Source organism: Kitasatospora sp. Root107 (assembly GCF_001424875.1).
In the GTDB taxonomy this organism is placed as follows: Bacteria; Actinomycetota; Actinomycetes; order Streptomycetales; family Streptomycetaceae; genus Kitasatospora.
Map to the genome: position 1 here is coordinate 356,273 of NZ_LMCT01000072.1, position 21,818 is coordinate 378,090.

Consider the following 21,818-nt stretch of genomic DNA (forward strand, 5'->3'; position numbering starts at 1 on the left):
CCGTCCCAGGAGGACTCATGCGACTGACCAGGCTCGCCCCGCTCACCCTCGCCGGGGCGCTGATCTGCGCCCTGGCCACTCCCGCGCAGGCGCACGGCGGCCCACCGCCGAAGGTGCCCGAGGCGGTCGGCTGGGGCGGCGCGGTGGCCAGTGTGGACGCCGACGCGACCGCCGTCGGGCTCGAGGTGCTGCGGCGCGGCGGCAACGCGGTGGACGCCGCCGTGGCCACCGCCGCCGCGCTCGGGGTCTCCGAGCCGTACTCGGCGGGCATCGGCGGTGGCGGCTACTTCGTCCACTACGACGCCCGCACCGGGCGGGTGGAGACGCTGGACGGCCGCGAGGTGGCCGGGCGGACGGCGGGCGAGACACTGTTCCAGGAGAACGGCAAGCCACTGGCCTTCGCCGACGCGGTGACCAGCGGGCTGAGCGTCGGCGTGCCAGGCGCACCGGCCACCTGGGCCCAGGCGCTGGAGCTGTGGGGGAGCCGAGGGCTGGACGAGGTTCTCAAGCCCGCCGTCAAGCTGGCGGACCGGGGGTTCACCGTCGACCAGACGTTCGTGGACCAGACGGCGCTGAATGAGACCAGGTTCAGAGCCTTCCCGGACACCAGCAAGCTGTTCCTGCCCGGCGGCAAGCTGCCGGTGCTCGGCTCGACCTTCCGCAACCCCGAACTCGCCGCCACCTATCGTGAGTTGGGCCGCAAGGGTGTCCAGACGCTCTACCGGGGCGAGCTGGCCACCGACATCGTCCGCACCCTCCAGCACCCGCCGGTCGACCCGGCCTCCGGCTGGAACGCCCGGCCGGGCCAGGTGGACCGCAAGGACCTGGCCGACTACCGGGTGATCCGCCGTCAGCCGACCCACGTCGACTACCGGGGCTACGACGTCTACGGGATGGCGCCGTCCTCCTCCGGCGGGACCACGGTCGGCGAGGCGCTCGGCATCCTGGAGCACAGCGACCTGGGCGCGCTGAGCGCCACCCAGTACCTGCACCGCTACCTGGACTCCAGTCGGATCGCGTTCGCCGACCGGGGCCGCTGGGTCGGTGACCCGGCGTTCTCCCAGGTGCCGACCCGTCAGCTGCTGAGCGAGGAGTTCACCGCCGCCCGGGCCTGCCTGATCGACCCGGCACACGCGCTGACCAGCCCGCTGGCGGCGGGCGACCCGTACCACCCGGCCGCCTGCGCCACCGGCGGCCAGGCGGTGCCGGAGACCCACGAGGGTCCGAGCACCACCCACCTGACGGTGGCCGACCGCTGGGGCAACGTGGTGGCGTACACCCTGACCCTGGAGCAGACCGGCGGCAGCGGCCTGACCGTGCCGGGCCGGGGCTTCCTGCTCAACAACGAGCTGACCGACTTCTCCTTCGCCCCCGCCACCGCAGGGGTGCCCGACCCCAACCTGCCCGGGCCCGGCAAGCGGCCGCGCTCCTCGATCTCGCCGACCATCGTGCTCAAGGGCGGCAAGCCGGTGGTCGCGGTCGGCACGCCCGGCGGCTCGACCATCATCACCACCGTGCTGCAGGTGCTGCTCGGCCGCCTGGACCGGGGTCTGACGCTGGAACAGGCGATCACCGCCCCCCGGGCCAGCCAGCGCAACACCGCCGCCAGCCAGGCCGAACCGGCCTTCCTGGCGAGCCCGGAGCGGGCCGGTCTGGAGGCACTCGGCCACAGCTTCGTGCTCAACCCGGAGATCGGCGCCGCGACCGGCGTCGAGCGGCTGCCCGACGGCCGCTGGATCGCGGCGGCCGAGCCGACCCGCCGAGGCGGCGGCTCGGCGGCCGTCGTACACCCGACGCGCTGAGTCCTGTCACTGCCGGGCGGTATGTTCGGAGGTGGGCACCCCTGCGGGTGCCCACCCTCGTCCGAAGCACCCATCGGGAAGGCCGCCCGCCGTGACCGTCCGCATCGCCACCTGGAACATCAACTCCGTCACCGCGCGGCTGCCCAAGCTGCTGGAGTGGCTGGAGTCGGCCAAGCCCGACGTGCTCTGCCTCCAGGAGCTCAAGTGCGCCTCGGACGCCTTCCCGTTCGAGGCGGTCAAGGAGCTCGGCTACGAGACCGCCGCCCACGGCACCGGCCGGTGGAACGGCGTGGCGATCGTCTCCCGGCTCGGCCTGGAGGACGTCGTCCGCGACCTGCCCGAGCAGCCCGGCTTCCTGGCCGACGGCGCGCTGATCCCCGACACCGAGCCCCGGGCGATCGCCGCCACCTGCGGCCCGGTCCGGGTCTGGTCGGTGTACGTGCCGAACGGCCGCGAGGTGGACCACGCGCACTACCAGTACAAGCTGGAGTGGCTGGAGGCCCTGCGCAAGGCCGCCCTGGCGGACGCGGCGGGCGAGCGCCCGTTCGCGGTGCTCGGCGACTTCAACGTGGCCCCCACCGACGAGGACGTCTACGACCCGGCCGTGTTCGCCGGGCTGACCCACGTCACCCCCGCCGAGCGGGCCGCCCTGGCCGCGCTGCGCGAGGCCGGGCTGCAGGACGTCATGCCGCGCGCCCTCAAGTACGACCGCCCGTACACCTTCTGGGACTACCGGGCGCTCGGCTTCCCGAAGAACCTCGGCATGCGGATCGACCTCACCTACGCGAACAAGCCGTTCGCCGACGCGGTGACCGACAGCTACGTGGACCGCGAGGCCCGCAAGGGCAAGGGCACCTCCGACCACGCCCCGGTGGTCGTCGACCTCGACCTCTGAGCCGTGGTGCGCCCCCCGGATGGGCCCGAACGGTGGCCGACCGGACCAGCGCTGCCTAGCGTCACAGCTGACAGGGTGTAGCTGTTCGAATACGGCGACGACGGAGTCCCGCGCTGCGCCCGAGAACCTGGAGGTACGGCATGCGCGCTTCGCGTACGGCCACCACCCTGCTGGGCGCCATCGCCCTGCTCGGGCTCGCCGCACCCCACGCGGCGGCCAAGAGCGTCGAGCCGGCCTGGGTGCACCCCGCCGAGGCGGCGCCCGGCGAGAGCGTGACGATCAGCGTCACCTGCGAGACCAGCTCGGTGAAGACCATCACCGCCAACTCGCAGGCGTTCTCCACCGGCAGCGCGACCCTCACGGTCGGTCCGGACGGCAAGTACAGCGGCAAGGCGCTGCTCGCCTCCAAGGAGGAGTTCGCCTCCAAGGCGGGCAAGAGCTCCAGCTGGGGCATCGACGGCAGCTGCCCGAACCACGACACCTTCACCGGCGCGATCGAGGTCAGGACCGGCTCGCAGGCCGGCGCCCCGGCCGACGGCGGCAAGCTGCCGACCGGCCCGGTGAAGACCGGCGGTCCGGCCGGGCCCGGCCGACCTGGTGGCCGGTGGCGCCCTGGTCGGCGCCGGGGTCGGAGGCTTCTGGCTGCTCCGGCGTCGGACCGCGCTCTGATCCGCCGTCAGCGTCTCTGCTCAGCCGCTCAGCGCCCCGCCGTCGCCAGCGGGGCGCTGAGCGGTACGTTCTCGGGCCGGGTGGCCCGGATGGTGCCCTCGGCCAGCAGGTACTGCGCCGTGACGTAGGTCGCCATGATCCAGAAGCCGTGGCCGGGCAGTGCCTTCCACTCGGCCAGTTCGGTGGCGATCAGGGTGTCCGAGAGCAGGAACAGCGCCCCGCCCAGGCCGGTCCGCCAGCCGAGGCCGGCCGAGCTGACCGCGGTGGAGGAGAGCAGCAGGCTGTAGATCGCGACCGGGATCTTCAGGTCGCCGAGCCCGGGCCAGAGCTGACTGATCATCACGGCCCAGGCCGCCGCGTACGCCAGTGCGGTGAGCGCCGTGCGCCGCCGGTCCTCCAGCGCCCCGAGCTTCACGAACATGGTCACGTAGCAGATGTGCGCCGCCGCGAACGAGCCCATCCCGGCCAGGAACGCGGCCTCCCCGCCGACCTGGAGCAGCACGTCCCCGCCGGTGCTGAACGCCAGCGCGGGCACCAGCAGCTTCGGCGCGTGCTCCGCCCGCGCTGCCACCCACCCCGCCAGCAGCGGCATCAGCGCGGGCTTGGTGGCGTGCTGTACCGCGCTCGCACCGGTGGCGATCGCCCCGAGGTGCACGGCGGAGGTGGCCGCGAAGGTGGTCAGCAGGCCACGGGCGGTGCGGAGTCGGCCGGTGATGGTCATGCGGTGGTGCCCTCCGGGCGGTCGGTGGGGCCCGGCTGCCAGCCGGGGCCGTTGATGAGGTGGCGGACCCGGTCCCGCCAGGTGGTGGCGGCGGCCAGGTCGCGGGCGATCGAGGCGTACTCGTGGGTGGCCACCCGGAGCGGGTTGTGGGTGCTCAGGTTCTTGGTCAGCCCGTAGACCGGCTTGGTGGTCTCGGGGGTGAACGAGCCGAACAGGCGGTCGAACAGGATCAGGATGCCGCCGAAGTTCCGGTCCAGGTAGCCGCCCTGCGAGGCGTGGTGCACCCGGTGATGTGACGGGGTGTTGAAGACGAACTCCAGCGGGCGGGGCAGCCGGTCGATCCGCTCGGTGTGGATCCAGAACTGGTAGACCAGGTTGGCCGATGAGCAGAACGCCAGCGCCGCGGGGTGCACCCCGGCCAGGATCATCGGGACGTAGAACACCCAGGTGGTCGCGCTGGTCCAGGGCTGCCGCAGCGCGGTGGAGAGGTTGTAGTGCTTGCTGGAGTGGTGCACCACGTGGCAGGCCCAGAGGATCCGGATCACGTGGTGGCCCCGGTGCGACCAGTAGTAGAAGAAGTCCTGCGCCAGCAGCATCAACGGCACCGTCCACCAGAGCACCGGCACCCGGAGCGGCGTCAGCTCGTACAGCGCGGAGTAGATCGCCACGATCGGGATCTTCCAGGCGGTGTCGAAGACCAGGCTGCCCAGTCCCATGGTGAGGCTGGTCGCGGTGTCCTTGGCGGTGTACCCCTGCTCCTCCTCGTCCGGATGGAAGCGGTAGGAGACCACCTCCAGGACGGTGAGCAGCACGAAGGCGGGTATCGACCACAGCACGACGTTGGGCAGGTTCGGCATGCCGAGGACGATAGGTGACAGCGGGCGGCCTGCGGAAGAGGTTGTTACCGACGCGTAGGTGAGAGTACGACGGAAATCGGCCGGATCGGCTGTGGGGCGCCACGGACGGGCTCGGGCACCGTCTAGTCTGGTGGGCGACATGGAGCGGTACGAGGACACGGTCGGAGCCGGGGAGGCACCGACGGTGGCAACGGGTGGACGCGCGACGGGGGTGGGGCGGCTCACCGCCGACGCGATCGCCGGAGTGCCCGCGCAGACCACCGGCCGGGGTGCCGCCGAGCTGCTGGCCGACCGGCTGGCCGCTGCCGACCAGCAGGCCGCCGACGAGCTGTTCACCGCCGCGTTCGGCCTCTACGGTGCCCGGCACCTGGGCGGCGCGCTGCCCGACGGGCCCCGGGCCGGGGCCGAGCTGAGCTGGTGGCACGGCCCGACGGTCCATCACCCGGCAGGCCTGCGCCCCCGGGAGGGCGGCCGCCGGAGCGGGGTGCTGGCCCGGCGTGGCGCACCCGCCGTCAGCGGTCGGCGCGGCCGGCACCGCAAACCCGAGCACTCCCCGGGCAGCACCCCGCAGGAGATCGCGGTCGAGCGCCGCACCGCCGCCCGGCTGCTCGCCGCCCAGCCGCTGGTCACCGCCGACGGGCCGCACGGCGCGGGCTTCCCGCTGATCGTCCGCCATGCCGACTGGCTGACCGAGCGGTTCGCCACCGTGCTCGGCTACCCGCTGACCGTCGGCGCCCGGCACGCCCGCCTGCACAAGGCCCCGCTGCCCGGCCGCGCCCTGGCACCGGTGGCCGACACCGCCTGGACCCCGGGCGGGTACGCCGCCCTGGTGCTCGCTCTCGCGGCCCTGGCCGAGCAGCGGCCGGCCGCGCTGGAGGCGCCGGGGGTCCGTCGGCAACTGACCGAGTGGCAGGTGCTGACAGCCGACGGGGTGCTGGACCCCGAGCTGGCCCGGGCGCTCGCGCCGCTGCCCGCACCGGCGCCGATCGGCCCCGCGCTGGCGGTCCGGCGGCGGCTGGCCGAGACGCCGGTGGTGCTGCTGGACGAACTGACGCCGGAGCAGCGGCGCTGGCTGCAGGGCCGGCTGGAGCCGGAGGCCGAGCTGTTCGCCGAGTTCCTCGGGCTCGAGGCGGAGATCCGGGCCGAGGGCGTCGCCCTGCTGGACCCGGCCGACGAGCTGACCGACCTGGCACTGCCAGGCACCGGCACGGTGGCGCAGGCCGCGCTGCTGCTGGCCGCCCGGCTGGTGGAGGAGCTGCGCCCGCTGTCCGGCGAGGCCGCGCCCCCGGCCGTGTTGATCCCGGACGCCCTGATAGACGGCGCACTCGGCGACGTCACCGACGAGTACGGCCTGCGGTCCGGCTGGCGCCGGGACTACCTGGCCGATCTGACGGCCTTTCGACGAGACGCGCTGGACCTGCTGCACCGGATGCAGCTGATCGCCCCGGCGGGGCGGGCCTGGCTGCTCCGGGCGCCGGCCGCCCGCTACGCGCCGGAGGCGGAGCTCCCGCAGCCGCCCGGCTCGGGGCGGCACTCCCGGCCGCTCGTCGTCGGCTGAGGGGTTGATCCGTCGAGGGCCCGGGTCAGTCCCGGAGCGCCTGCTCGATCAGGGCGACGGTGGCGCGCGGATCGGTGACCTCGACCACCAGGCGGGTGTACTTCTCGTCGGAGAGTTCGACCACCACGGCCAGCTCCGGGTTCTTGACGTCCCAGAAGACCTTCTCGCCGTCACGGTGGAAGGTGCCCGCGACGATCACGCCGGGGAAGTGGGTGCCGGGGGCGCGCAGGCCCTTGGGCTCGCGGGTGATGCCGGGGTCGGCGGTGGCTCCCCGGATGTTGCGGAGCGGGATCTCGATCCGGCTCTTGAGGGCCCAGAGCCTGTCCAGCCCCTCGACCTCGACGGTGAGGGTGTCGCCGGTCACCGAAACATGTGCCATCTGCCCTACTCCTTCAGCTGGTTGGTGAGTGCCAAGGCGGCGTCCGCCCCGGTGCCGCCGCCCGCGCGGGCCCGCAGCCGGAGGCCGAGCACGGTGGCCACCAGTGCGGGGGCCAGGGCCGGATCGCCGAGGGTCCGCTCCAGGGCCGTCAGACCCTCGGTCACCAGGGCGGCGACTTCGGGGTCGTGCGGGGCCCGTTCGGCCGCCGCGAGCAGCAGCAGTCCGGCGGCCGGGCCGCCGTCGAACCCGGTGGCGGCCCGGCTCAGCGCGGTGCCGGGGTGGTCGACCGCGGCCAGGGCGGCGGTCAGCGGCAGGATCTCGTGGTCCAGGTGGTGGCGGAGCGCGGCCAGGTAGAGGCCGCGCTTGCTGCCGAACACCTTGTAGAGGCTGCCCCGGTGGACGCCGAGCCCGTTCACCAGGTCGTCGACGGAGGTCCCGTCGAAGCCCCGGTCGGCGAACAGCCGGGCGGCCGCCCGGACGGTCTCGGCCTCGTCGAAGGCGCGTGGTCTTCCCATGCCGGTCAGTGTAGGCATTCAGGAACGATCGGTCAAGAACAATCATTCCTGAAACCTGTTCTAGGCCAGATGGCGTACGCTGTGCCGCGTGATGGACGCCAGCAGAGTGCCCGAGGCCGGAGAGACGGCCGGTTCCTTCGTCGACCTGCTCCGGATCGAGCAGCTGGATGAGAACCTGTTCCGTGGCAGCTGCCATGCCGGTGCGCCGATGCGCGCGTTCGGCGGCCAGGTCGCCGCGCAGGCGCTCACCGCCGCCGGGCGGACGGTGGACGCGGGGCGGCAGGTGCACTCGCTGCACGGCTACTTCCTCCGCCCGGGGGACCCTCGGCACCCGATCGACTACCAGGTGGACCGGGCCAGGGACGGCTTCTCGTACGCCACTCGTCGGGTGACGGCGGTTCAGCACGACGAGGTGATCTTCACGCTCTCCGCCTCGTTCAAGTATCCGGAGCCCACGCCGGGGGCCAGGCAGTCCGCGATGCCCCGGGTGCCGGGGCCCGAGGAGCTGCCTGACCCGTTCCTGGCCTGGGCGGAGGCCGCGCCGCAGGACTACCTGGCGAGTGCCTTCCGTACCCTGGACCTGCGCTTCGTCCCGGCCGACAGTCCCGGTCTGCCGCCCGAACTGCCGGGCTCCCCGCAGCAGTTCGTCTGGCTGCGGACCGGCAGCCCGCTGCCCGGCGACGATCCGCTGCTGCAGGTCTGCGCGCTGACCTACCTGTCCGACCTGACGCTGGCCTCCACCACCGCGCTGACCGTGCAGCCGCACCGGATCCAGCGCACCGCACCGGCCCGGATCATGCTCGCCTCGCTGGACCACGCGATGTGGTTCCACCGCCCGTTCCGCGCCGACGAGTGGCTGCTGTTCGCCCAGCGCAGCCCGTCCGCCTCGGACGGACGGGGGCTGGCGCACGGCGAGTTCTACGACCGGCAGGGCAACCTGGTGGCCTCCGCCGTCCAGGAGGCACTGGTCCGCGAGCGCCGACCCTAGGGGCTGTCAGGACTGGTCGGCGGCACGGTCCGTGAGCACCACCTCGAACTCCTCCAGGCTGCGGAAGGTCACTCCAGCGGCCGCGACAGCCTTGGCCCGCAGTGCGGCCTGCGGCCCGCGCGAGGCGTCGAGGTCCGCGAAGATCGCGCCCACACTGCCGCGGCCGTCGGTGCGGTTCACGAAGAGTGCGCCCATCATGAAGCCGTCGATCCGCTCGAGGCCGGGTAGGACGTTGTCCCGAACGGTGTTGATCAGCAGGTCGACCTTGCCGGGGTCGAAGTCGAAGCGGGTCATCCGGAAGCCGGCGCCGGGCTCGGCCGGGCGCCGCGGGGTGAACACCGCGGCCTCCCAGTTGTCGACGGTCACCGTGCCGGCGAAGGGTTCCACCAGCGCGGCCCGGCGGTCGCGGAGCTGCTCGTCGCTTGCCTGCCTGGCCTGCTCGGACTCCCACCAGGAACCCATCATGATCTTGCCGACCTTGCGGTCGGCGAACAGCCCGAAACCGCGGTAGCCGGGCTGGGCGGAGAGCAGTCCGACGGCTTCGGCGCGCAGACCGTCGAGGGCCTGGTCGATGGCGGCCGGATCGCCGGTCATGTAGGCGGTGCGGGTGTAGAGCGGGGCAGTCATGAGTGGGTTCCTCTCGTCGTCCGGACGCCGCCGAGGCGCGGTACCCGAGCGGCCAGGTCCCATCCGACGCCCGGGCCCGCACCCGGGCAACACGGCGAGGCCGTTCGGAGCAGCCAGGACCGCGACCCGCAGATGACGAGGAGTCAGGCCCAAGCGGCTGTTCAGGCGTAGTTCGCCCGAGCGATCCCGGCCCGTATCATGGTGCGGGTGACCAAGGTTGACCTGTCACCAAGGCCGGTGGAGGCGATGTCGCCCCGTCAGCTCGAACGCCGCAACAGCCTGATCTCGGCCGCCCTCGCGCTGGTGAACGAGGCCGGCGTGGAGAGACTCCAGATGAAACACGTCTGCGAGCGCTCCGGAGTGGCCCTCGGCACCGCCTACCGGTACTTCTCCTCCAAGGACCATCTGCTCGCCGCCGCCATCGCGGACTGGCACCGCCTGCTGCTCGCCGACCTGGTCGCCGAGCAGCGCGGCTCCCGGCACGGGCAGGCCGAGACCGACCGGGTGGTGCGGTTCGTCCGCAACGGCATGCGCGCCTACCAGCGACAGCCCCAACTGGCCCGGCTCCGGGTCGCGGTGGCCACCTCGACCGACCCGTTCGCCAGCGAGACGCTGCAGTCGCTGGCCCGGGCCGACCGGGCGGCGCTGGACGCGGTCGGTCCCCGGCTGCCCCCGGCCGCCGGTGAGCTGGTGCGGCACATCGTCGGCCACTCCTGGCAGGGCGAGCTGACTGCCTGGGTGACCGGCCGGACCACGCTGGACGACGCCCGACGCCGGCTCGAGGACGTCGTCCGGCTGGTGCTGACGCCGTACGAGGCGGCCTGACCGTCCGTCACCTGGCCCTGCGGCGCGTCCTGCCCGCGCCGGGGCTGGCCGGCGGACATAGTACGAAATGTAGCTATTGTCCGACCGTAGCCCCGCCGGAGTCAGTTGATGAGCAGTCAGCCCGAGGAGCCCAAGGCCACCCTGCCCACCGACAAGGTGGTGTTCGGGGTGAGCGCTGTCGCGGTGCTCGGGGTGGTCGCCTGGGGCGTGTTCGCGGCGGACTCGCTCGGCCGGGTCTCCAGCAGCGCGCTCGGCTGGGTGCTGCACAACTTCGGCTGGCTGTTCGTGGTGGCCGCCGACGTCTTCCTGGTGCTCACCGTGCTGCTGGCGTTCAGCCGGTTCGGCCGGATCAGGCTCGGGCGGGACGACGAGGAGCCGGAGTTCAACACGCTGGCCTGGATCGCGATGATGTTCAGCGCGGGCATGGGCATCGGCCTGATGTTCTACGGCGTCGGCGAGCCGCTCCAGCTGTACGCGGCGCCCCAGCCAGGATCCGGGATCGAGCCGCAGACCCCGGCCGCCGCCCAGTCGGCGCTGGAGTTCTCGCTCTTCCACTGGACCCTGCACCCGTGGGCGATCTACGCGGTCGGCGGCCTGGCGCTGGCGTACACCACCTTCCGCAAGGGCCGGGGCAACCGGATCAGTGCCGCGTTCGTCCCGTTGATCGCCGGCGTACGGTCCGGGGCGAGCCCCGAGAAGCATCCCCCGTCCGAGTGAACTGGGCCGACCGGGGCTGACCGTTCGCCGTCGGAGCGGCCGGCCGGTGTCATCCTGACTGCCGCGCCGGTACCGATATCCGGACGCCCAGCCCCCGTCCAGACTTCACTCTGGCGTCGTCACGGTTTAACAACGCCTTGGAATGCTGACCATCATGAACGCTCGATCCGCCCCGGCCCCGCTGGCCCTGGAAGTTCCGCGCTTCCCGCTCCCCAAGCGGCACCGCCGCTTCATCGCCTGTGCCGCTGTGGCCGCCTCCGTCGCCCTCGGCACCCTCGGCGTCGGCGCGACCGTGGAGACCGTCCAACAGGGCGGCGTCGCCACCGCCAGCCGTTGATCCGTCAGGTCTAGGCTGGCCAGGTGCTGCATCTGCGACTGATCGTCCCCACCGACCTGCGCGACACCGTACTGACCAACCTGGACGGCTGGGTCGGCGTCACCCACGTGGTGCTGCTGCCCGACGCGGCGGTCCGCCCCGCCGGGGACGTGGTGCTCTGCGACGTGGCCCGGGAGGCCGCCGACGAGGTGCTGGCCGGGCTGCGGGCGACGGGGCTGGCGGAGCGCGGGGCGATCGATGTCCAGCAGATGGAGCTGACCATCTCGAAGTCGGCCGACCTGGCTGAGGAGCTGGCCCCGGGGGAGGGCGCGGACGCGCTGGTCTGGGAGGCGGTCGCCGAGATCACCCACGAGGAGTCCACCCTCACCGGCGTGTACCTGGCGTTCATGGCGGTGGCGACCATGCTGGCGGCCTGCGGCGCGGTGCTGGACAGCGCGATCCTGATCGTCGGCGCGATGGTGGTCGGCCCGGAGTTCGGCCCGGTGGCCGGACTCTGCGTGGCACTGGTGCAGCGCAGGCTGCACCCGGCACTGCGGTCGCTGAACGCGCTGCTGGTCGGCTTCGCGGTGGCGATGCTGCTCACCGTGGGGTTCTCGCTGCTGATGGACGGTCTGGGGCTGTTCAGCCAGGACCAGTTCGAGTCGGCCCGGCCCAACACCTCGTTCATCTGGCAGCCCGACGCGATGTCCTTCGTGGTCGCCTTCCTGGCCGGCGTGGCCGGACTGCTCTCGCTCACCTCGGCCAAGGCCGGGGCCCTGGTCGGAGTGGCGATCTCGGTGACCACCGTCCCGGCCGCCGCCAACGCGGCGGTGGCGCTCGGGTACGGGGACTTCGCACAGGCGGGCGGTTCGGCCGTGCAGCTGCTGCTGAACCTGCTCGGCATCGTGCTGGCCGGTGTGCTCACCCTGCTGGTGCAGCACGGGGCCTGGCGGATCGTCCGGTCCAGGCCCCGGCTGTTCACACGGTGACGCCGTCGTCCTCGACGCGGTGGGTCGGGGCAGGCGTGCCGAGGCCCTCGGGGACCAGCAGTTCGGCGCCTCGGGGCATGGCGGCGACCGCCCGCCACCAGAGTTTGAGCGCGGGCGGATCCACTGGCTCGAACGGCTTGCCGGGGCGTGGTGCCACCAACCGGGCGCCGAGCGCACGTGCGGCGGCGACGGTCCGTTCGGCCGGCTCCTCCCAGGGGTGCGGGGCCAGGTTGAAGGTGCCCCAGTGGATCGGCAGCAACAGGTCGCCGCCGAGGTCGAGGTGGGCCCGGACGCCCTCCTCGGGGGTCATGTGCACCTCGGGCCAGAGATCGCTGTACGCGCCGATCTGCATCATCGTCACGTCGAACGGGCCGAACCGGCGGCCGATCTCGGCGAAGCCGGGGAAGTAGCCGGTGTCACCGCTGTGGAACAGGCGGTGCGAGCCGCTCGCCACCACCCAGGAGGCCCAGAGCACCAGCGGGTTGGCCCGGGGGCCGCGGTTGCAGTAGTGGCGAGCGGGGGTGGCGGTCAGGGTCAGCCCGGCCACCTCGGCCGACTCCCACCAGTCCAGTTCGGTGATCCGGTCGGCCGGGACACCCCAGTGCTCCAGGTGCGCGCCGATCCCGAGCGGTACGGCGAAGGCGGCGCCGGAGGCGGCCAGCGTGCGCACGGTGGCGAGGTCGAGGTGGTCGTAGTGGTCGTGCGAGATCACCACCAGGTCCACCGGGCCGAGTTCGGCCAGCGGGATCGGCATCGGGTGCAGCCGCTTCGGTCCGGTCCAGCCGAACGGTGAGCAGCGCTCGCCCCAGACCGGGTCGAACAGCACCCGGCGGCCGTCCAGTTCGGCCAGGACGGTGGCGTGCCCGAGCCAGGTCAGCCGCAGTCCGTCGGCGGGCGGTTCGGCCAGCTCGATCGGCAGCAACCGGTGCAGCGGGACGGCGGCGGCGGGCTGCCTGCGGTGCCGGTTGGCGGCGAACTGCTGGCGGGTCAGCTCCAGCCGGGACCGCCCCCGGGCCAACCGCCGGGTCGGTACCGGGTTCTGGAAACTGCCGTCCGCGAAGTGCGGGGAGTTCAGGATCCGGGCCAGCCGGGCGCCGGTCGGTTCGGTCCCGAAGGACTCGGTACGGACCTGGCGCCAGGCGGCACGGGGCAGTTCACCGATCGGCGGAGTGCCGGTGGCGAGCAGTGCGGTGAGAGCGGCGACCCGGGACGTCCAGGCAGCGGAGCTGGGCACGGCGCCTCCATGAGCGGGGTTGGTCCGTCCCATCGGACATTACCGGCGATATGCCGCACCGACCCGGTGGGGCGAAGGCAGGCGATCCGTTCGGTCTAACCGCCCCGCTGAGCGACCGTCAGACCGGGTAGAACCGGGTGATCGTCTCCGCCACGCAGTGCGGCTTCGGGCTGCCCTCGCTGGTGATGGTGTACCGGACCACGGCCTGCACGCCCCCGGCGACCTGCTCGGCGGAGATCAGCTCGGCGGTGGCCCGGATCGCGGTGCCGACCGGCACCGGGGCGGGGAAGCGGACCTTCTCGGAGCCGTAGTTGAGGGCCATCCTGATCCCCTCGACGGCGTAGCACTCCTTGGCCAGCACCGGGATCAGCGACAGGGTCAGGTAGCCGTGCGCGATCGTGCCGCCGAAGGCGCTCTCCTTGGCCCGGACCGGATCGACGTGGATCCACTGGTGGTCGCCGGTCGCCTCGGCGAACAGGTCCACCCTGGCCTGGTCGATGGTGTGCCACTCGCTGGTGCCGAGCTCGGTGCCGACCGCGGCGGTCAGGTCGGCGAGAGAGGCGTACGTCGTCACGGCTGCTCCTGGTGGGGGGTGCTGACGGGGCACCGGAGAGTATGCCTACTCGCTGGTCACTTGTCAGCGGCCCCAGGGTCTCACTACGCCATCTCACTACGCCCGGTGCAGGCTCTGCCCGGCCGTCAGCAGTCGGCGGCCGCTCACCAGCTCGGGGGTGATCCGGACGAACATCCGCTGCTGCCCGCCGCTGATCCACGGCACCGGACCGCTGCGCAGCAGCCGTTGGAACTCGGCCTCGTCCCGGACCAGCTCGGCGCGGCCGTGGACCAGGACGCTCCAGCCGCTCCGGCCGACCGGGTCGAGCAGGTCGGCCTGGAAGGCCGCCACCGTCCCGTCCAGGGCACGGCTCAGCGTGCTGCCCGCGCGCAGGCCGAGGATCAGTCGGCCGTCGGGGGCCACCTCGAAGGCCACCGGCAGGACGGCCGGGAGCGCGTGCTCGGTGTACACCACGCGCCCGATGGGCACGGTGCGGAGCAGCTGCAGGCACTCGGCCTCGCCCAGGGACTCCACGCGGTCGTCTCGGTCCATACCTCGATGGTGCCGCTCCGGCGGCGGAGTCAATAGGGCCCATGGTCCCTGATGCGCTCTGAATGCTCCCTGACCTGCGTCAATCCGGATGAAAGGCCGCGGCACCGGAAACGGACCGATACCTTGTCCGCGGGAGCGGGCTAGTGAGGGGGGTACCTGTGAGCGGCGGCATCGAACTGGTGGTGATCGGCGCGGACGGCGGGCCGGAGCGGGCCCACGCGGGGTCGGCCCAGGCGGCGGCCGGGGCCCGGCTGCTGGCCGCCGGTCTGCCCGGGCGCTGCTTCGACGCGGGTGCCCGGGGGAGCCGGGTGACCCTGGTGCCGCCGGAGGCCGACGCCAACGCGATGCTCACCGCGCTGCGGGCGGCCGCCCAGCGCCCGGCCCGCTGGCTGGTGGTCTGCCTGCTCGGCCAGCTCGCGGTCGATCCGCGCGGCCGCCGGCTGGCCCTGGTCACGGCCGGTGCCACCCCGGAGAACGCGTACCGGCGCGGGCTGGCCTGGGACTGGGTGGTGAGCACCATGGTGCACGGCGACCAGGAGGAGACCCTGCTGCTGGTGGACGCGGTCGCGGACCGGGACGCCTGGGCTGCGCTGGAGCGGGGCGAGGAGGGCGCGGGCGAGCTGCTCAGCCACTCCCGGGTGCCGCTCTGGGGCCGGGTGGCCAGGTACGCCGGTCCGCGCCGGGGCAGGGAGTCCGTACTGCCGGGCGGCGAGGGCTCGTTCAGCTGGGCGCTGGACCGGGTGCTGGAGCACGGTCTGCCCGGCGCCCCGGCGGCGGTCGCCCCGATGGATCTCCAGCCCGCAGTCGAGCAGGAGCTGGCCTGGGCGGAGTCGGCCTACGGGGCGGGCCAGGTGCGGCTGTTGGTGCCGGGCGAGCACGGGCGGCTGCTGTTGCGCAATCGGGCCGCGGTGCGGGGTGCATTGGCCGGATTGTCGCTTTCTGAGGAACTGTTGGCAGTTCTGTGGCGCGAAAGTGCCCCAACCGATCCGCCTTCCGCGTAAGGTCAGGGGGCCCGAGGTGTTGCCGGGGCGGGGCGAGTTGGCGAAGAATCAATGTCTCGTGAGCAGTGGTTCGGGCGGCGGATATCTGCTGCGGTCGGCGCTCCGTTCGGGTCGGCCGTGATGAGGTGGGGCGAATGCGGCAGCGCGTAATTACAGTGCGCCCTGGGGCGGTTGGGGCCGGTGGGCTGGCACTGCTGCTGCTCACTTCCTGCGGCGCCTCCGAGGGCGGGAGTCCCACCGACCGGCTGCCCGATGTCACCGCGGCCCCAACTGTCCCGGCAGTCACGCCCAGTGGCTCGGCGGTGGTGCAGAACGCGCCCACCGAAGGAGTCGACGGAGCGGTCGGCCGGGTCGTCCTGCGGGCCTATCAGGGCTGGTGGGAGGCGCGGATCACGGTTTTCGGCCAACCCGAGCAGGACCCGGCAGCGGTCCGTGCCTTCGCCGCCGACCAGGCGCTGGGCGACACCCTGATCACGCGTCAGCAACTCCGTGACGCGAAACTGGTGATGGTCGGTACTCCGCGCAACTCACCGTTGGTGAAGTCGATTCGACTCACCGAGAATCCGCCGTCCGCGACCGTCGAGGACTGTGTCGACGTGACGGATTGGCACCAGGCGGATGCCGGCACCAAGGCGTTGCGTGATCCGGCGCAACGGCTGACCCGGTACGTCGCCACAGCCACGCTCCGGAAAGCGGACTCGCGCTGGCTGATCGTGGACTTCAAACGCGAGGAGAGCCGGTCGTGTTGAGAACTTCACCGGGAATCTTGGTTCGTGTCCTGCTGATGATCGGAATGCTGGCGGCGACGATCACCCCGGCCGCCGCCGAGGAGCCGGGCGGCACGGTGACCCCGTGCGCCTCGCGGGACATCTGCGTCAAGGTGACCGAGCCCGGCAGCACCAGCAGCGGACATCCGGGCGGCGGCGGCACGAGCGAGACCGTCGCGGCGAAGTGCTACTCGCACCAGGAGGGCAGGCCGGAAATCGCCTGCTGGGACGACAACCTGGGCTGGTACAGCAACTCCACCGGCTGCTACTACAAGCTGGAGCGCCCCAAGCCCGCCGCGGATGCGCGGGCCTGGGGCGGCCGTGACCCGGCCACCGGTGACATCTATCTGGTCAGCTGCCGGGACGGCGGGTCCGACGTGGACGGCCCGCAGTTCTTCGCCGTCCCCCCGGCCGGAGCGCCGCCGACCGACGACGTGGTGAACCTGCGCAGGGAGGCACTGGCGAAGCTGCAGCTGACCCCGCCGGCCATGCACGCCGCCCCCGGTGGCAGCGCCGTGGTCGGGGCGCCGCTCTGGCTCTGGTACGACCGGAGCCCGGCCAGCGTCGGTCCGCTGACCGCCACGGCCAAGGGCAACGTGATCAGTGTGACCGCCACCGCCGAGGTGCTGAAGGTGACTTGGGACATGGACGACGGACACACCGTCAAGTGTCCCGGGGCCGGCACACCGTACCGGGCCGATCTGGGCCGGACCGAGTCGCCGGACTGCAAGTACCTCTACCGGAGCAGCTCCGCGCATCGCGCCGACGGGACGCTCTACCTGGTGGCCACCGCGATCTGGCACGTCACCGCCACCCGGAGCGACACCAACGCCACGGTCGAGTTCGACTTCCCCGTACCGGCCGCGGCTCCGATGCCGCTCCGGGTCGCCGAGGTCCAGCTGCTCAACTAGCGGGCGCCGCACCGGCGGACCACGCCGACCGGCACCGCACTCGCATCGCCCTGCACCGCACTCGTACGAAAGGCCGAAGCCCGGTGGAGCACCGAACCTTCCCCTCGCCGAGCCCCGGCACCGCGACCGTGGGCTCCGGCCAGTCCGCCCCCGAGCCGGGCCGGACCGCGTCCGGCATCCCGCCGCGGACCCCGCCGCGCACGCTGCGGGCCCGGCGGCGGCGCCCGGCGGTGCTGGCCATGGCGGTGGCCATGGTGGCGGCCGGCGGCCTCGGCGGCGCGGTCCTCTACAACAGCACCGGTCAGCGGATCGCCGTGCTGGCGCTGGCCCGTGACGTACCGAAGGGTCAGGCGATCAGTGCCGAGGACCTGGTGGTGGCCCGGATCGCCTCTGACCCGGTGCTCCGGCCGCTCGGTGCCCAGGAGCGGACCAAGGCGGTCGGGCTGCGGGCCACCGGCGACCTGCGCCGGGGAGCACTGCTGGTGAAGGCCGACCTGACGGACGATCCGCTGGTCGAGGCGGGCCAGACCGTGGTCGGGGTCGCCACCAAGCGGACCCAACTCCCGGCCACCCGGCTGCAACCCGGGGACCGGGTGCTGGTGGTCTCCACCCCGGATTCGGGCCAGGGCGGTTCCACCGTGCGGACCCCGGAGACGCTCGCGGTCCGGGTGGTGGCGGTCGGCAAGGCCGACACCGACGGCAGCGTGGTGATCGACGTGGCCGTGGCGCCCGCCGACGGCACCCGGCTGGCCGCCTGGGTGGCCACCGGCAAGCTGCAGATCATCCTGGCACCGCGGGCCGGCACCGCAGCCGCGGCCCCGACCCCGCCTCCGACCCCGGCTCCGAGCGGGAGCGTGGCCTGATGGCCGTGATCACGGTGGTCGGCGGCCCCGGCGCCCCCGGTGCCACCACCGGCGCGCTCGCCCTGCTGCTGGCCTGGCCGCTGCAGCCGGGCCGCAAGGTCCTGCTGGTGGAGTGTGACCCGGACGGCGGAGCGGTGCTGGCCGGTGCGCTGGAGGGACGGGTCGAGGCGGTCTTCGGGCTGCGCAACCTGGCCGTCGCGGACCGTCGCGGACTGCTCGCCCAGACCCTGTGGGAGCAGCTGATCGACCTCTCCCCGGCCGGCACCGGCGACCGCCTGCTGCTGCCAGGGCTGACCGACCCGGCCCAGGCGCCCGGCCTGGCGTACACCTGGGAGCCACTGCTGGAGGCGCTGCACGGGCTCGAACCGCAGGGCTACGACGTGATCCTCGACCTCGGCCGCTCCGGTGCCCAGGGGCCCGGCGCGGTGCTGGCCCGGCGGGCCGACGTGGTGGCGGTCGCCCTGCGCAGCACGCTGCGCGGACTGAGCGCGACCAGGCCCCGGCTGGCCGCGCTGCGCGAGGACCTGGAGCAGGCGGGGACGGGTGCGGATGGGCTCGGCCTGCTACTGGTCGCCGAGGGTCCGTACCCGGCGGCCGAGGTCTCCCGGCAGTTCGGGGTGCCGGTGCTCGGGGTGCTGCCGTACGTACCGCGCACCGCCCGGCTGCTCTCGGACGGTGGCGACACCACCGACCGGCGGTTCATCCGCTCGGAGCTGATGCGGACCGCCCGGACCACCGCCGACCAGATCCAGCTGCTGGTCCGCCGCCGCCGCCAGCGGCTGGCGCCGACCGCCGCACCGGCGGCCGCGCCGTCGCCGATCGCCGCCCAACCCGCCCCGGAGTCACACCCGTTGGCCTACGCGCAGCAGTCCCACCCGCACCAGCCACACCAGCCGCAGGCCCAGCAGCCCTACCCCCAGGACGCCTACCCGCTGCAGCAGCCGTATCCGGCCCCGCCGGTGCCGCAGCCCGCCGCGCCCGCGCCGTTCCCCGGCCAGTGGGAGTCGCAGCAGCAGTCGCCGCCGGTCTACGGGCAGGTGCTCCGTGCGCGGTAGCCCGCTGTACGACCCGCTGCACAAGCCCGCGAACGCCGATCCGGCCGGGCTGCCCTGGACGGCTGCCCCGCCGGTGATACCGAGCGCGAGCCCGGTCGGCCAGTTCACCACCGGTCCGGTCAACTCCGGTGCGGGGGCCGCTGGTTCGGCGCCGGTGATCCAGCCGGTCGCGGTGAAGCCGGTGGTCGACCAGCAGGTGGCCCGGGAGCTCAAGCGGCAGGTCGCGGCCGAACTGCACCAGCAGCTCACCCGGTTGGCGGACGCCTCCGGGGTGGAGGCGGACCGGGCCACCCGGCGTCAGCGCGGCCGGGCGCTGATCGAGGAGGCAGTGGCCCGCTGGTCCGACGCGTACGCCCAGACCCACGGCATCCCGCCCACCAGGGAGCAGGACCGGGCGCTCGCCGAGACCGTCTACGACCTGCTGTTCCGGGCCGGGCGGCTGCAGCCCTACCTGGACGACCCGGACATCGAGAACATCCTGATCAACGGCTGCGACGACGTGTGGATCTCCAAGGTGCACCAACCGCTGCGCCAGGTCCCGCCGGTGGCCGAGAGCGACGAGGAACTGGTCGAGCTGCTCCAGGACCTGGCCCGGCAGCACGGCGGCGGCGAGCGGAGCCTCTCCACCGCCAGCCCGACCCTGGCGCTGCGGCTGGAGGGCGGGATGCGCCTGCAGGCGCTCACCGAGGTGACGCCCCGACCGTACGTGGCGATCCGGCGGCACCGGGTGGCCTCGGCGACGCTTGCCGACCTGGTCCAACTCGGCACCGTGGACCCCACCTTGGCCGCCTTCCTGGCCTCGGCCATCCGGGCCAGGAAGAACGTGATGATCACCGGCACCCAGGGGGTCGGCAAGACCAGCCTGCTGCGCGCGATGGCCGCCGAGATCCCGCCGGACGAACGGGTCGGCACCCTGGAGTCGGAGTTCGAGCTCTGGCTGCACACCCTGGGCCACCTGCGCCAGGTGGTCCCGATGGAGGCCAGGGAGGGCAACGGCGAGCGGGTGGACGGGCGGGCGGCCGGAGAGCTGACGATCGGTGAACTGATCCCCGCCGCCCTGCGGATGACGCTGTCCCGGATCATCGTCGGCGAGGTCCGCTCCGGCGAGGTGGTCCCGATGCTGCGGGTGATGACCAACGGCGAGGGCGGCTCGATGTGCACCCTGCACGCGCGCGGCCCGCACATGGTGGTCGACCGGATCGCCGAACTCTGCCTGGAGTACGGCTCGCACATGACCGACAGCCTGGCCTACCGGCTGACCGCCAACGCGGTCGACCTGATCGTGCACGTGGCCATGGTGGACGAGACCGCCGTCGGCGGCGGCCGGCACCGCTTCGTCTCGCACGTGCTGGAGATCACCGGCCTCGGTGAGAGCGGCCGCCCGGCCACCAACACCGTGTTCGGCCCGCGTCCCGACCTGGGCGAGCCCCGGGCCGTGCCGCACACCCCGCCGAGCTGCCTGGACGACCTGCGCCGGGCGGGCTTCGACGCGGGGCTGCTGCAGTCCGCGTACGGGAGTTGGCCCGCCCCGCTGAACCTCCGGATCGGAGGGGTGCGCTGATGCTGCTCTTCGTCATGTGCGGGCTGCTGGTGGCAGGCGGCCTGGTGGCCCTGGTGGCCGGGGTGTACGGGAAGGAGCCGGCCGCACCGGAGGCCGCCGCCTGGGCGGTCCGGCTCGCTCCGTCGGCCCGCCGTCGGCTGTCGGTCCAGGTGGCGGTGCTGGTGGTCGGCAGCTGCTGGCTGATCCTGAGCGGCCGGCCACCGGTGGCGATCGGGCTGCTGGCGCTGCTGGACTTCGGCCTGCCCTGGGTGTTCGGCGCCACCCGGGCCGACATGCACCGGATCGACCGGTTGGAGGCGCTCGCCGAGTGGACCCAACGGCTGGGCGACGTCCTGCTGTTGGGGGTCGGGCTGAACCAGGCGATCGTGACCAGCCGACGGACCGCGCCGGCCGCGCTGGAGGCCGAGATCACCGAGCTGAGTGCCCGGCTGCAGTCCCGCTGGCGGCCGGAGGAGGCGCTGCGGGCCTTCGCCGACACGCTGGCCGACGCCACCGCCGACAAGGTGCTGGCCGCCCTGGTGCTGCGCGCGGGCGACAGCGGCCCCGGCCTGGCCCGGACGCTGGCCGATCTGGCCACCTCGGTCCGCGAGGAGGTCCGGCAGCGCCGGGTGATCGAGGCGGACCGGGCCAAGCACCGCACCACCATCCGCTGGCTGCTGGTGATCATCATGCTGGTGCTGGTGGCCGGCTTCTTCAACGCCAGGTACTCCCAGCCGTACTCCACTCTGCTGGGCCAACTGGTGCTCGGGGTGGTGCTGGTGCTGTTCGTGCTGGTGATCGCCTGGATGCGCAAGCTGGCCACCCAGCGTCCGCTGCCGCGCCTGCTGGAGGCGGACCGGCGGAGCAAGGCCCGCCCGCTGCGGGCCGCCCCGGCCGAGGGTGAGCCGGGCGGAGCCGGCCCGGTCGTGGGCCAGTTCGCCAAGGAGGGCACGTGATCTCGATCTGGGCCGTACTGGCCGGTGCCCTGCTGCTCGGCGGCGTGGCCGCGATCGCCGCCGAACTGCGGCCCGCGCCGCCGGACTTGGGGCAGGCGCTGGACCGCCTGCACCGCACCCCGGCCGACCACGCCGAGCTGACCGACCCCGGCGTCAGCTGGATCGACCGGATCGGCCACAGCTCGCTCCGGCTGCCCGGCGCCCGGATCCCCCGGCAGCAGCTGTCCATGATCGGCCGGACCCCGGCGCGGTTCATGGCGCACAAGCTGATGTTCGCGCTGATCGGGCTGATGACGCCCGGCTACCTGGTGCTGATCTCGGCGCTGGTTGACTTCCAACTACCGTGGGTGGTCCCGCTGTTGGCCGGCCCGGCGCTGGCGCTGCTCGGCTGGCTGCTGCCGGACGGCATCGTGGCCGGCGAGGCCAAGGAAGCCCGGACGGAGTACCTGCACGGGATCGCCGCCTACCTGGAGCTGGTCGCGCTGGAGCGGGCCGCCGACTGCGGGCCCGCCGAGGCGCTGCGGCGGG

The 21,818-nt window shown here is 73.2% G+C and carries 23 protein-coding genes and 2 pseudogenes; 17 read left to right on the top strand and 8 right to left on the bottom strand.

Annotation, left to right across the window (positions count from 1 at the left end; translation table 11 throughout):
- The first annotated feature begins 17 nt into the window (after positions 1 to 17).
- From ggt to ASC99_RS35090, 3 genes are all read left to right on the top strand, one after another.
- The gene (gene ggt, locus ASC99_RS35080; RefSeq protein WP_057239779.1) at positions 18 to 1,802 is read left to right on the top strand and encodes a gamma-glutamyltransferase; all 1,785 of its coding nucleotides are present in this window, start codon (positions 18 to 20) and stop codon (positions 1,800 to 1,802) included.
- A gap of 91 nt (positions 1,803 to 1,893) precedes the next feature.
- Complete coding sequence (locus ASC99_RS35085; protein ID WP_057239781.1) at positions 1,894 to 2,697, top strand: exodeoxyribonuclease III; 804 nt, start codon at positions 1,894 to 1,896, stop codon at positions 2,695 to 2,697.
- 140 nt (positions 2,698 to 2,837) lie between these two features.
- The gene (locus ASC99_RS35090) at positions 2,838 to 3,494 is read left to right on the top strand and encodes a hypothetical protein (protein ID WP_057239784.1); all 657 of its coding nucleotides are present in this window, start codon (positions 2,838 to 2,840) and stop codon (positions 3,492 to 3,494) included.
- Here ASC99_RS35090 and ASC99_RS35095 read toward each other — a convergent pair.
- Positions 3,395 to 4,087 carry a lysoplasmalogenase gene (locus ASC99_RS35095; RefSeq protein ID WP_057239786.1) on the bottom strand — a complete coding sequence of 231 codons (693 nt, stop codon included), beginning with the start codon at positions 4,085 to 4,087 and terminating at the stop codon, positions 3,395 to 3,397. The two genes, ASC99_RS35090 and ASC99_RS35095, sit on opposite strands and share 100 nt — an antisense overlap.
- Complete coding sequence (locus ASC99_RS35100; RefSeq protein ID WP_057239788.1) at positions 4,084 to 4,944, bottom strand: sterol desaturase family protein; 861 nt, start codon at positions 4,942 to 4,944, stop codon at positions 4,084 to 4,086. The genes ASC99_RS35095 and ASC99_RS35100 overlap by 4 nt, the downstream gene beginning before the upstream one ends.
- A gap of 139 nt (positions 4,945 to 5,083) precedes the next feature.
- On the opposite strand from ASC99_RS35100, the gene ASC99_RS35105 reads away from it, so the two are divergent.
- Positions 5,084 to 6,502, top strand: coding sequence for a DUF2398 family protein (locus ASC99_RS35105; protein WP_057239791.1), 1,419 nt, complete (start codon positions 5,084 to 5,086; stop codon positions 6,500 to 6,502).
- 25 nt (positions 6,503 to 6,527) lie between these two features.
- Here ASC99_RS35105 and ASC99_RS35110 read toward each other — a convergent pair whose 3' ends face one another.
- Positions 6,528 to 6,881, bottom strand: coding sequence for a hypothetical protein (locus tag ASC99_RS35110; RefSeq protein WP_057239793.1), 354 nt, complete (start codon positions 6,879 to 6,881; stop codon positions 6,528 to 6,530).
- A 5-nt stretch (positions 6,882 to 6,886) separates the two neighbouring features.
- The gene (locus ASC99_RS35115; protein ID WP_057240043.1) at positions 6,887 to 7,396 is read right to left on the bottom strand and encodes a TetR/AcrR family transcriptional regulator; all 510 of its coding nucleotides are present in this window, start codon (positions 7,394 to 7,396) and stop codon (positions 6,887 to 6,889) included.
- 91 nt (positions 7,397 to 7,487) lie between these two features.
- On the opposite strand from ASC99_RS35115, the gene ASC99_RS35120 reads away from it, so the two are divergent.
- Positions 7,488 to 8,384, top strand: a complete 897-nt coding sequence (locus tag ASC99_RS35120; protein WP_057239795.1) for an acyl-CoA thioesterase II — start codon at positions 7,488 to 7,490, stop codon at positions 8,382 to 8,384.
- A gap of 6 nt (positions 8,385 to 8,390) precedes the next feature.
- Here the strand turns inward: ASC99_RS35120 and ASC99_RS35125 are convergent, their stop codons facing one another.
- A complete protein-coding gene (locus tag ASC99_RS35125; protein ID WP_057239797.1) occupies positions 8,391 to 9,011 on the bottom strand; it encodes an antibiotic biosynthesis monooxygenase in 621 nt (206 codons plus the stop codon).
- A gap of 207 nt (positions 9,012 to 9,218) precedes the next feature.
- On the opposite strand from ASC99_RS35125, the gene ASC99_RS35130 reads away from it, so the two are divergent.
- From ASC99_RS35130 to ASC99_RS35145, 4 genes and pseudogenes are all read left to right on the top strand, one after another.
- A complete protein-coding gene (locus ASC99_RS35130) occupies positions 9,219 to 9,836 on the top strand; it encodes a TetR/AcrR family transcriptional regulator (protein ID WP_162257958.1) in 618 nt (205 codons plus the stop codon).
- Between the two features lie 108 nt (positions 9,837 to 9,944).
- Positions 9,945 to 10,517, top strand: a pseudogene (locus ASC99_RS35135) (BCCT family transporter); the annotation flags it as partial.
- A 190-nt stretch (positions 10,518 to 10,707) separates the two neighbouring features.
- Positions 10,708 to 10,890 (top strand): hypothetical protein, encoded by a 183-nt coding sequence (locus ASC99_RS35140; protein WP_157531945.1) that lies wholly within the window; start codon positions 10,708 to 10,710, stop codon positions 10,888 to 10,890.
- Positions 10,891 to 10,913: 23 nt separating this feature from the next.
- Positions 10,914 to 11,858: a DUF389 domain-containing protein gene (locus ASC99_RS35145; protein WP_057239808.1), complete on the top strand. Its 945-nt coding sequence runs from the start codon at positions 10,914 to 10,916 to the stop codon at positions 11,856 to 11,858.
- Here ASC99_RS35145 and ASC99_RS35150 read toward each other — a convergent pair.
- From ASC99_RS35150 to ASC99_RS35160, 3 genes are all read right to left on the bottom strand, one after another.
- The gene (locus ASC99_RS35150) at positions 11,848 to 13,020 is read right to left on the bottom strand and encodes an MBL fold metallo-hydrolase (protein WP_235502967.1); all 1,173 of its coding nucleotides are present in this window, start codon (positions 13,018 to 13,020) and stop codon (positions 11,848 to 11,850) included. The genes ASC99_RS35145 and ASC99_RS35150 overlap by 11 nt on opposite strands.
- Before the next feature lie 190 nt (positions 13,021 to 13,210).
- On the bottom strand, positions 13,211 to 13,666 hold the full coding sequence (locus ASC99_RS35155) for a MaoC family dehydratase (protein WP_057239810.1): 456 nt from the start codon (positions 13,664 to 13,666) through the stop codon (positions 13,211 to 13,213).
- A gap of 96 nt (positions 13,667 to 13,762) precedes the next feature.
- Positions 13,763 to 14,197 carry a pyridoxamine 5'-phosphate oxidase family protein gene (locus ASC99_RS35160; RefSeq protein WP_057239813.1) on the bottom strand — a complete coding sequence of 145 codons (435 nt, stop codon included), beginning with the start codon at positions 14,195 to 14,197 and terminating at the stop codon, positions 13,763 to 13,765.
- Between the two features lie 158 nt (positions 14,198 to 14,355).
- Between ASC99_RS35160 and ASC99_RS35165 the strand changes: the two genes are divergently transcribed.
- The 8 genes and pseudogenes from ASC99_RS35165 to ASC99_RS39590 form a co-directional block, all read left to right on the top strand.
- On the top strand, positions 14,356 to 15,198 hold the full coding sequence (locus tag ASC99_RS35165; protein ID WP_057239816.1) for a hypothetical protein: 843 nt from the start codon (positions 14,356 to 14,358) through the stop codon (positions 15,196 to 15,198).
- 134 nt (positions 15,199 to 15,332) lie between these two features.
- Positions 15,333 to 15,947: a hypothetical protein gene (locus tag ASC99_RS35170; RefSeq protein WP_157531946.1), complete on the top strand. Its 615-nt coding sequence runs from the start codon at positions 15,333 to 15,335 to the stop codon at positions 15,945 to 15,947.
- Positions 15,948 to 15,982: 35 nt separating this feature from the next.
- Positions 15,983 to 16,876 (top strand): hypothetical protein, encoded by an 894-nt coding sequence (locus ASC99_RS35175; RefSeq protein ID WP_157531947.1) that lies wholly within the window; start codon positions 15,983 to 15,985, stop codon positions 16,874 to 16,876.
- A gap of 83 nt (positions 16,877 to 16,959) precedes the next feature.
- Positions 16,960 to 17,739: an SAF domain-containing protein gene (locus ASC99_RS35180; protein WP_235502941.1), complete on the top strand. Its 780-nt coding sequence runs from the start codon at positions 16,960 to 16,962 to the stop codon at positions 17,737 to 17,739.
- On the top strand, positions 17,739 to 18,794 hold the full coding sequence (locus tag ASC99_RS35185; protein WP_063857276.1) for a hypothetical protein: 1,056 nt from the start codon (positions 17,739 to 17,741) through the stop codon (positions 18,792 to 18,794). Before ASC99_RS35180 ends, ASC99_RS35185 begins: the two co-directional genes overlap by 1 nt.
- The gene (locus ASC99_RS35190; protein WP_057239822.1) at positions 18,784 to 20,355 is read left to right on the top strand and encodes a CpaF family protein; all 1,572 of its coding nucleotides are present in this window, start codon (positions 18,784 to 18,786) and stop codon (positions 20,353 to 20,355) included. The genes ASC99_RS35185 and ASC99_RS35190 overlap by 11 nt, the downstream gene beginning before the upstream one ends.
- Positions 20,355 to 21,290 (top strand): type II secretion system F family protein, encoded by a 936-nt coding sequence (locus tag ASC99_RS35195; RefSeq protein WP_063857277.1) that lies wholly within the window; start codon positions 20,355 to 20,357, stop codon positions 21,288 to 21,290. The genes ASC99_RS35190 and ASC99_RS35195 overlap by 1 nt, the downstream gene beginning before the upstream one ends.
- Positions 21,287 to 21,818: pseudogene (locus ASC99_RS39590) on the top strand (hypothetical protein); the annotation flags it as partial. The gene ASC99_RS35195 and the pseudogene ASC99_RS39590, both read left to right, overlap by 4 nt.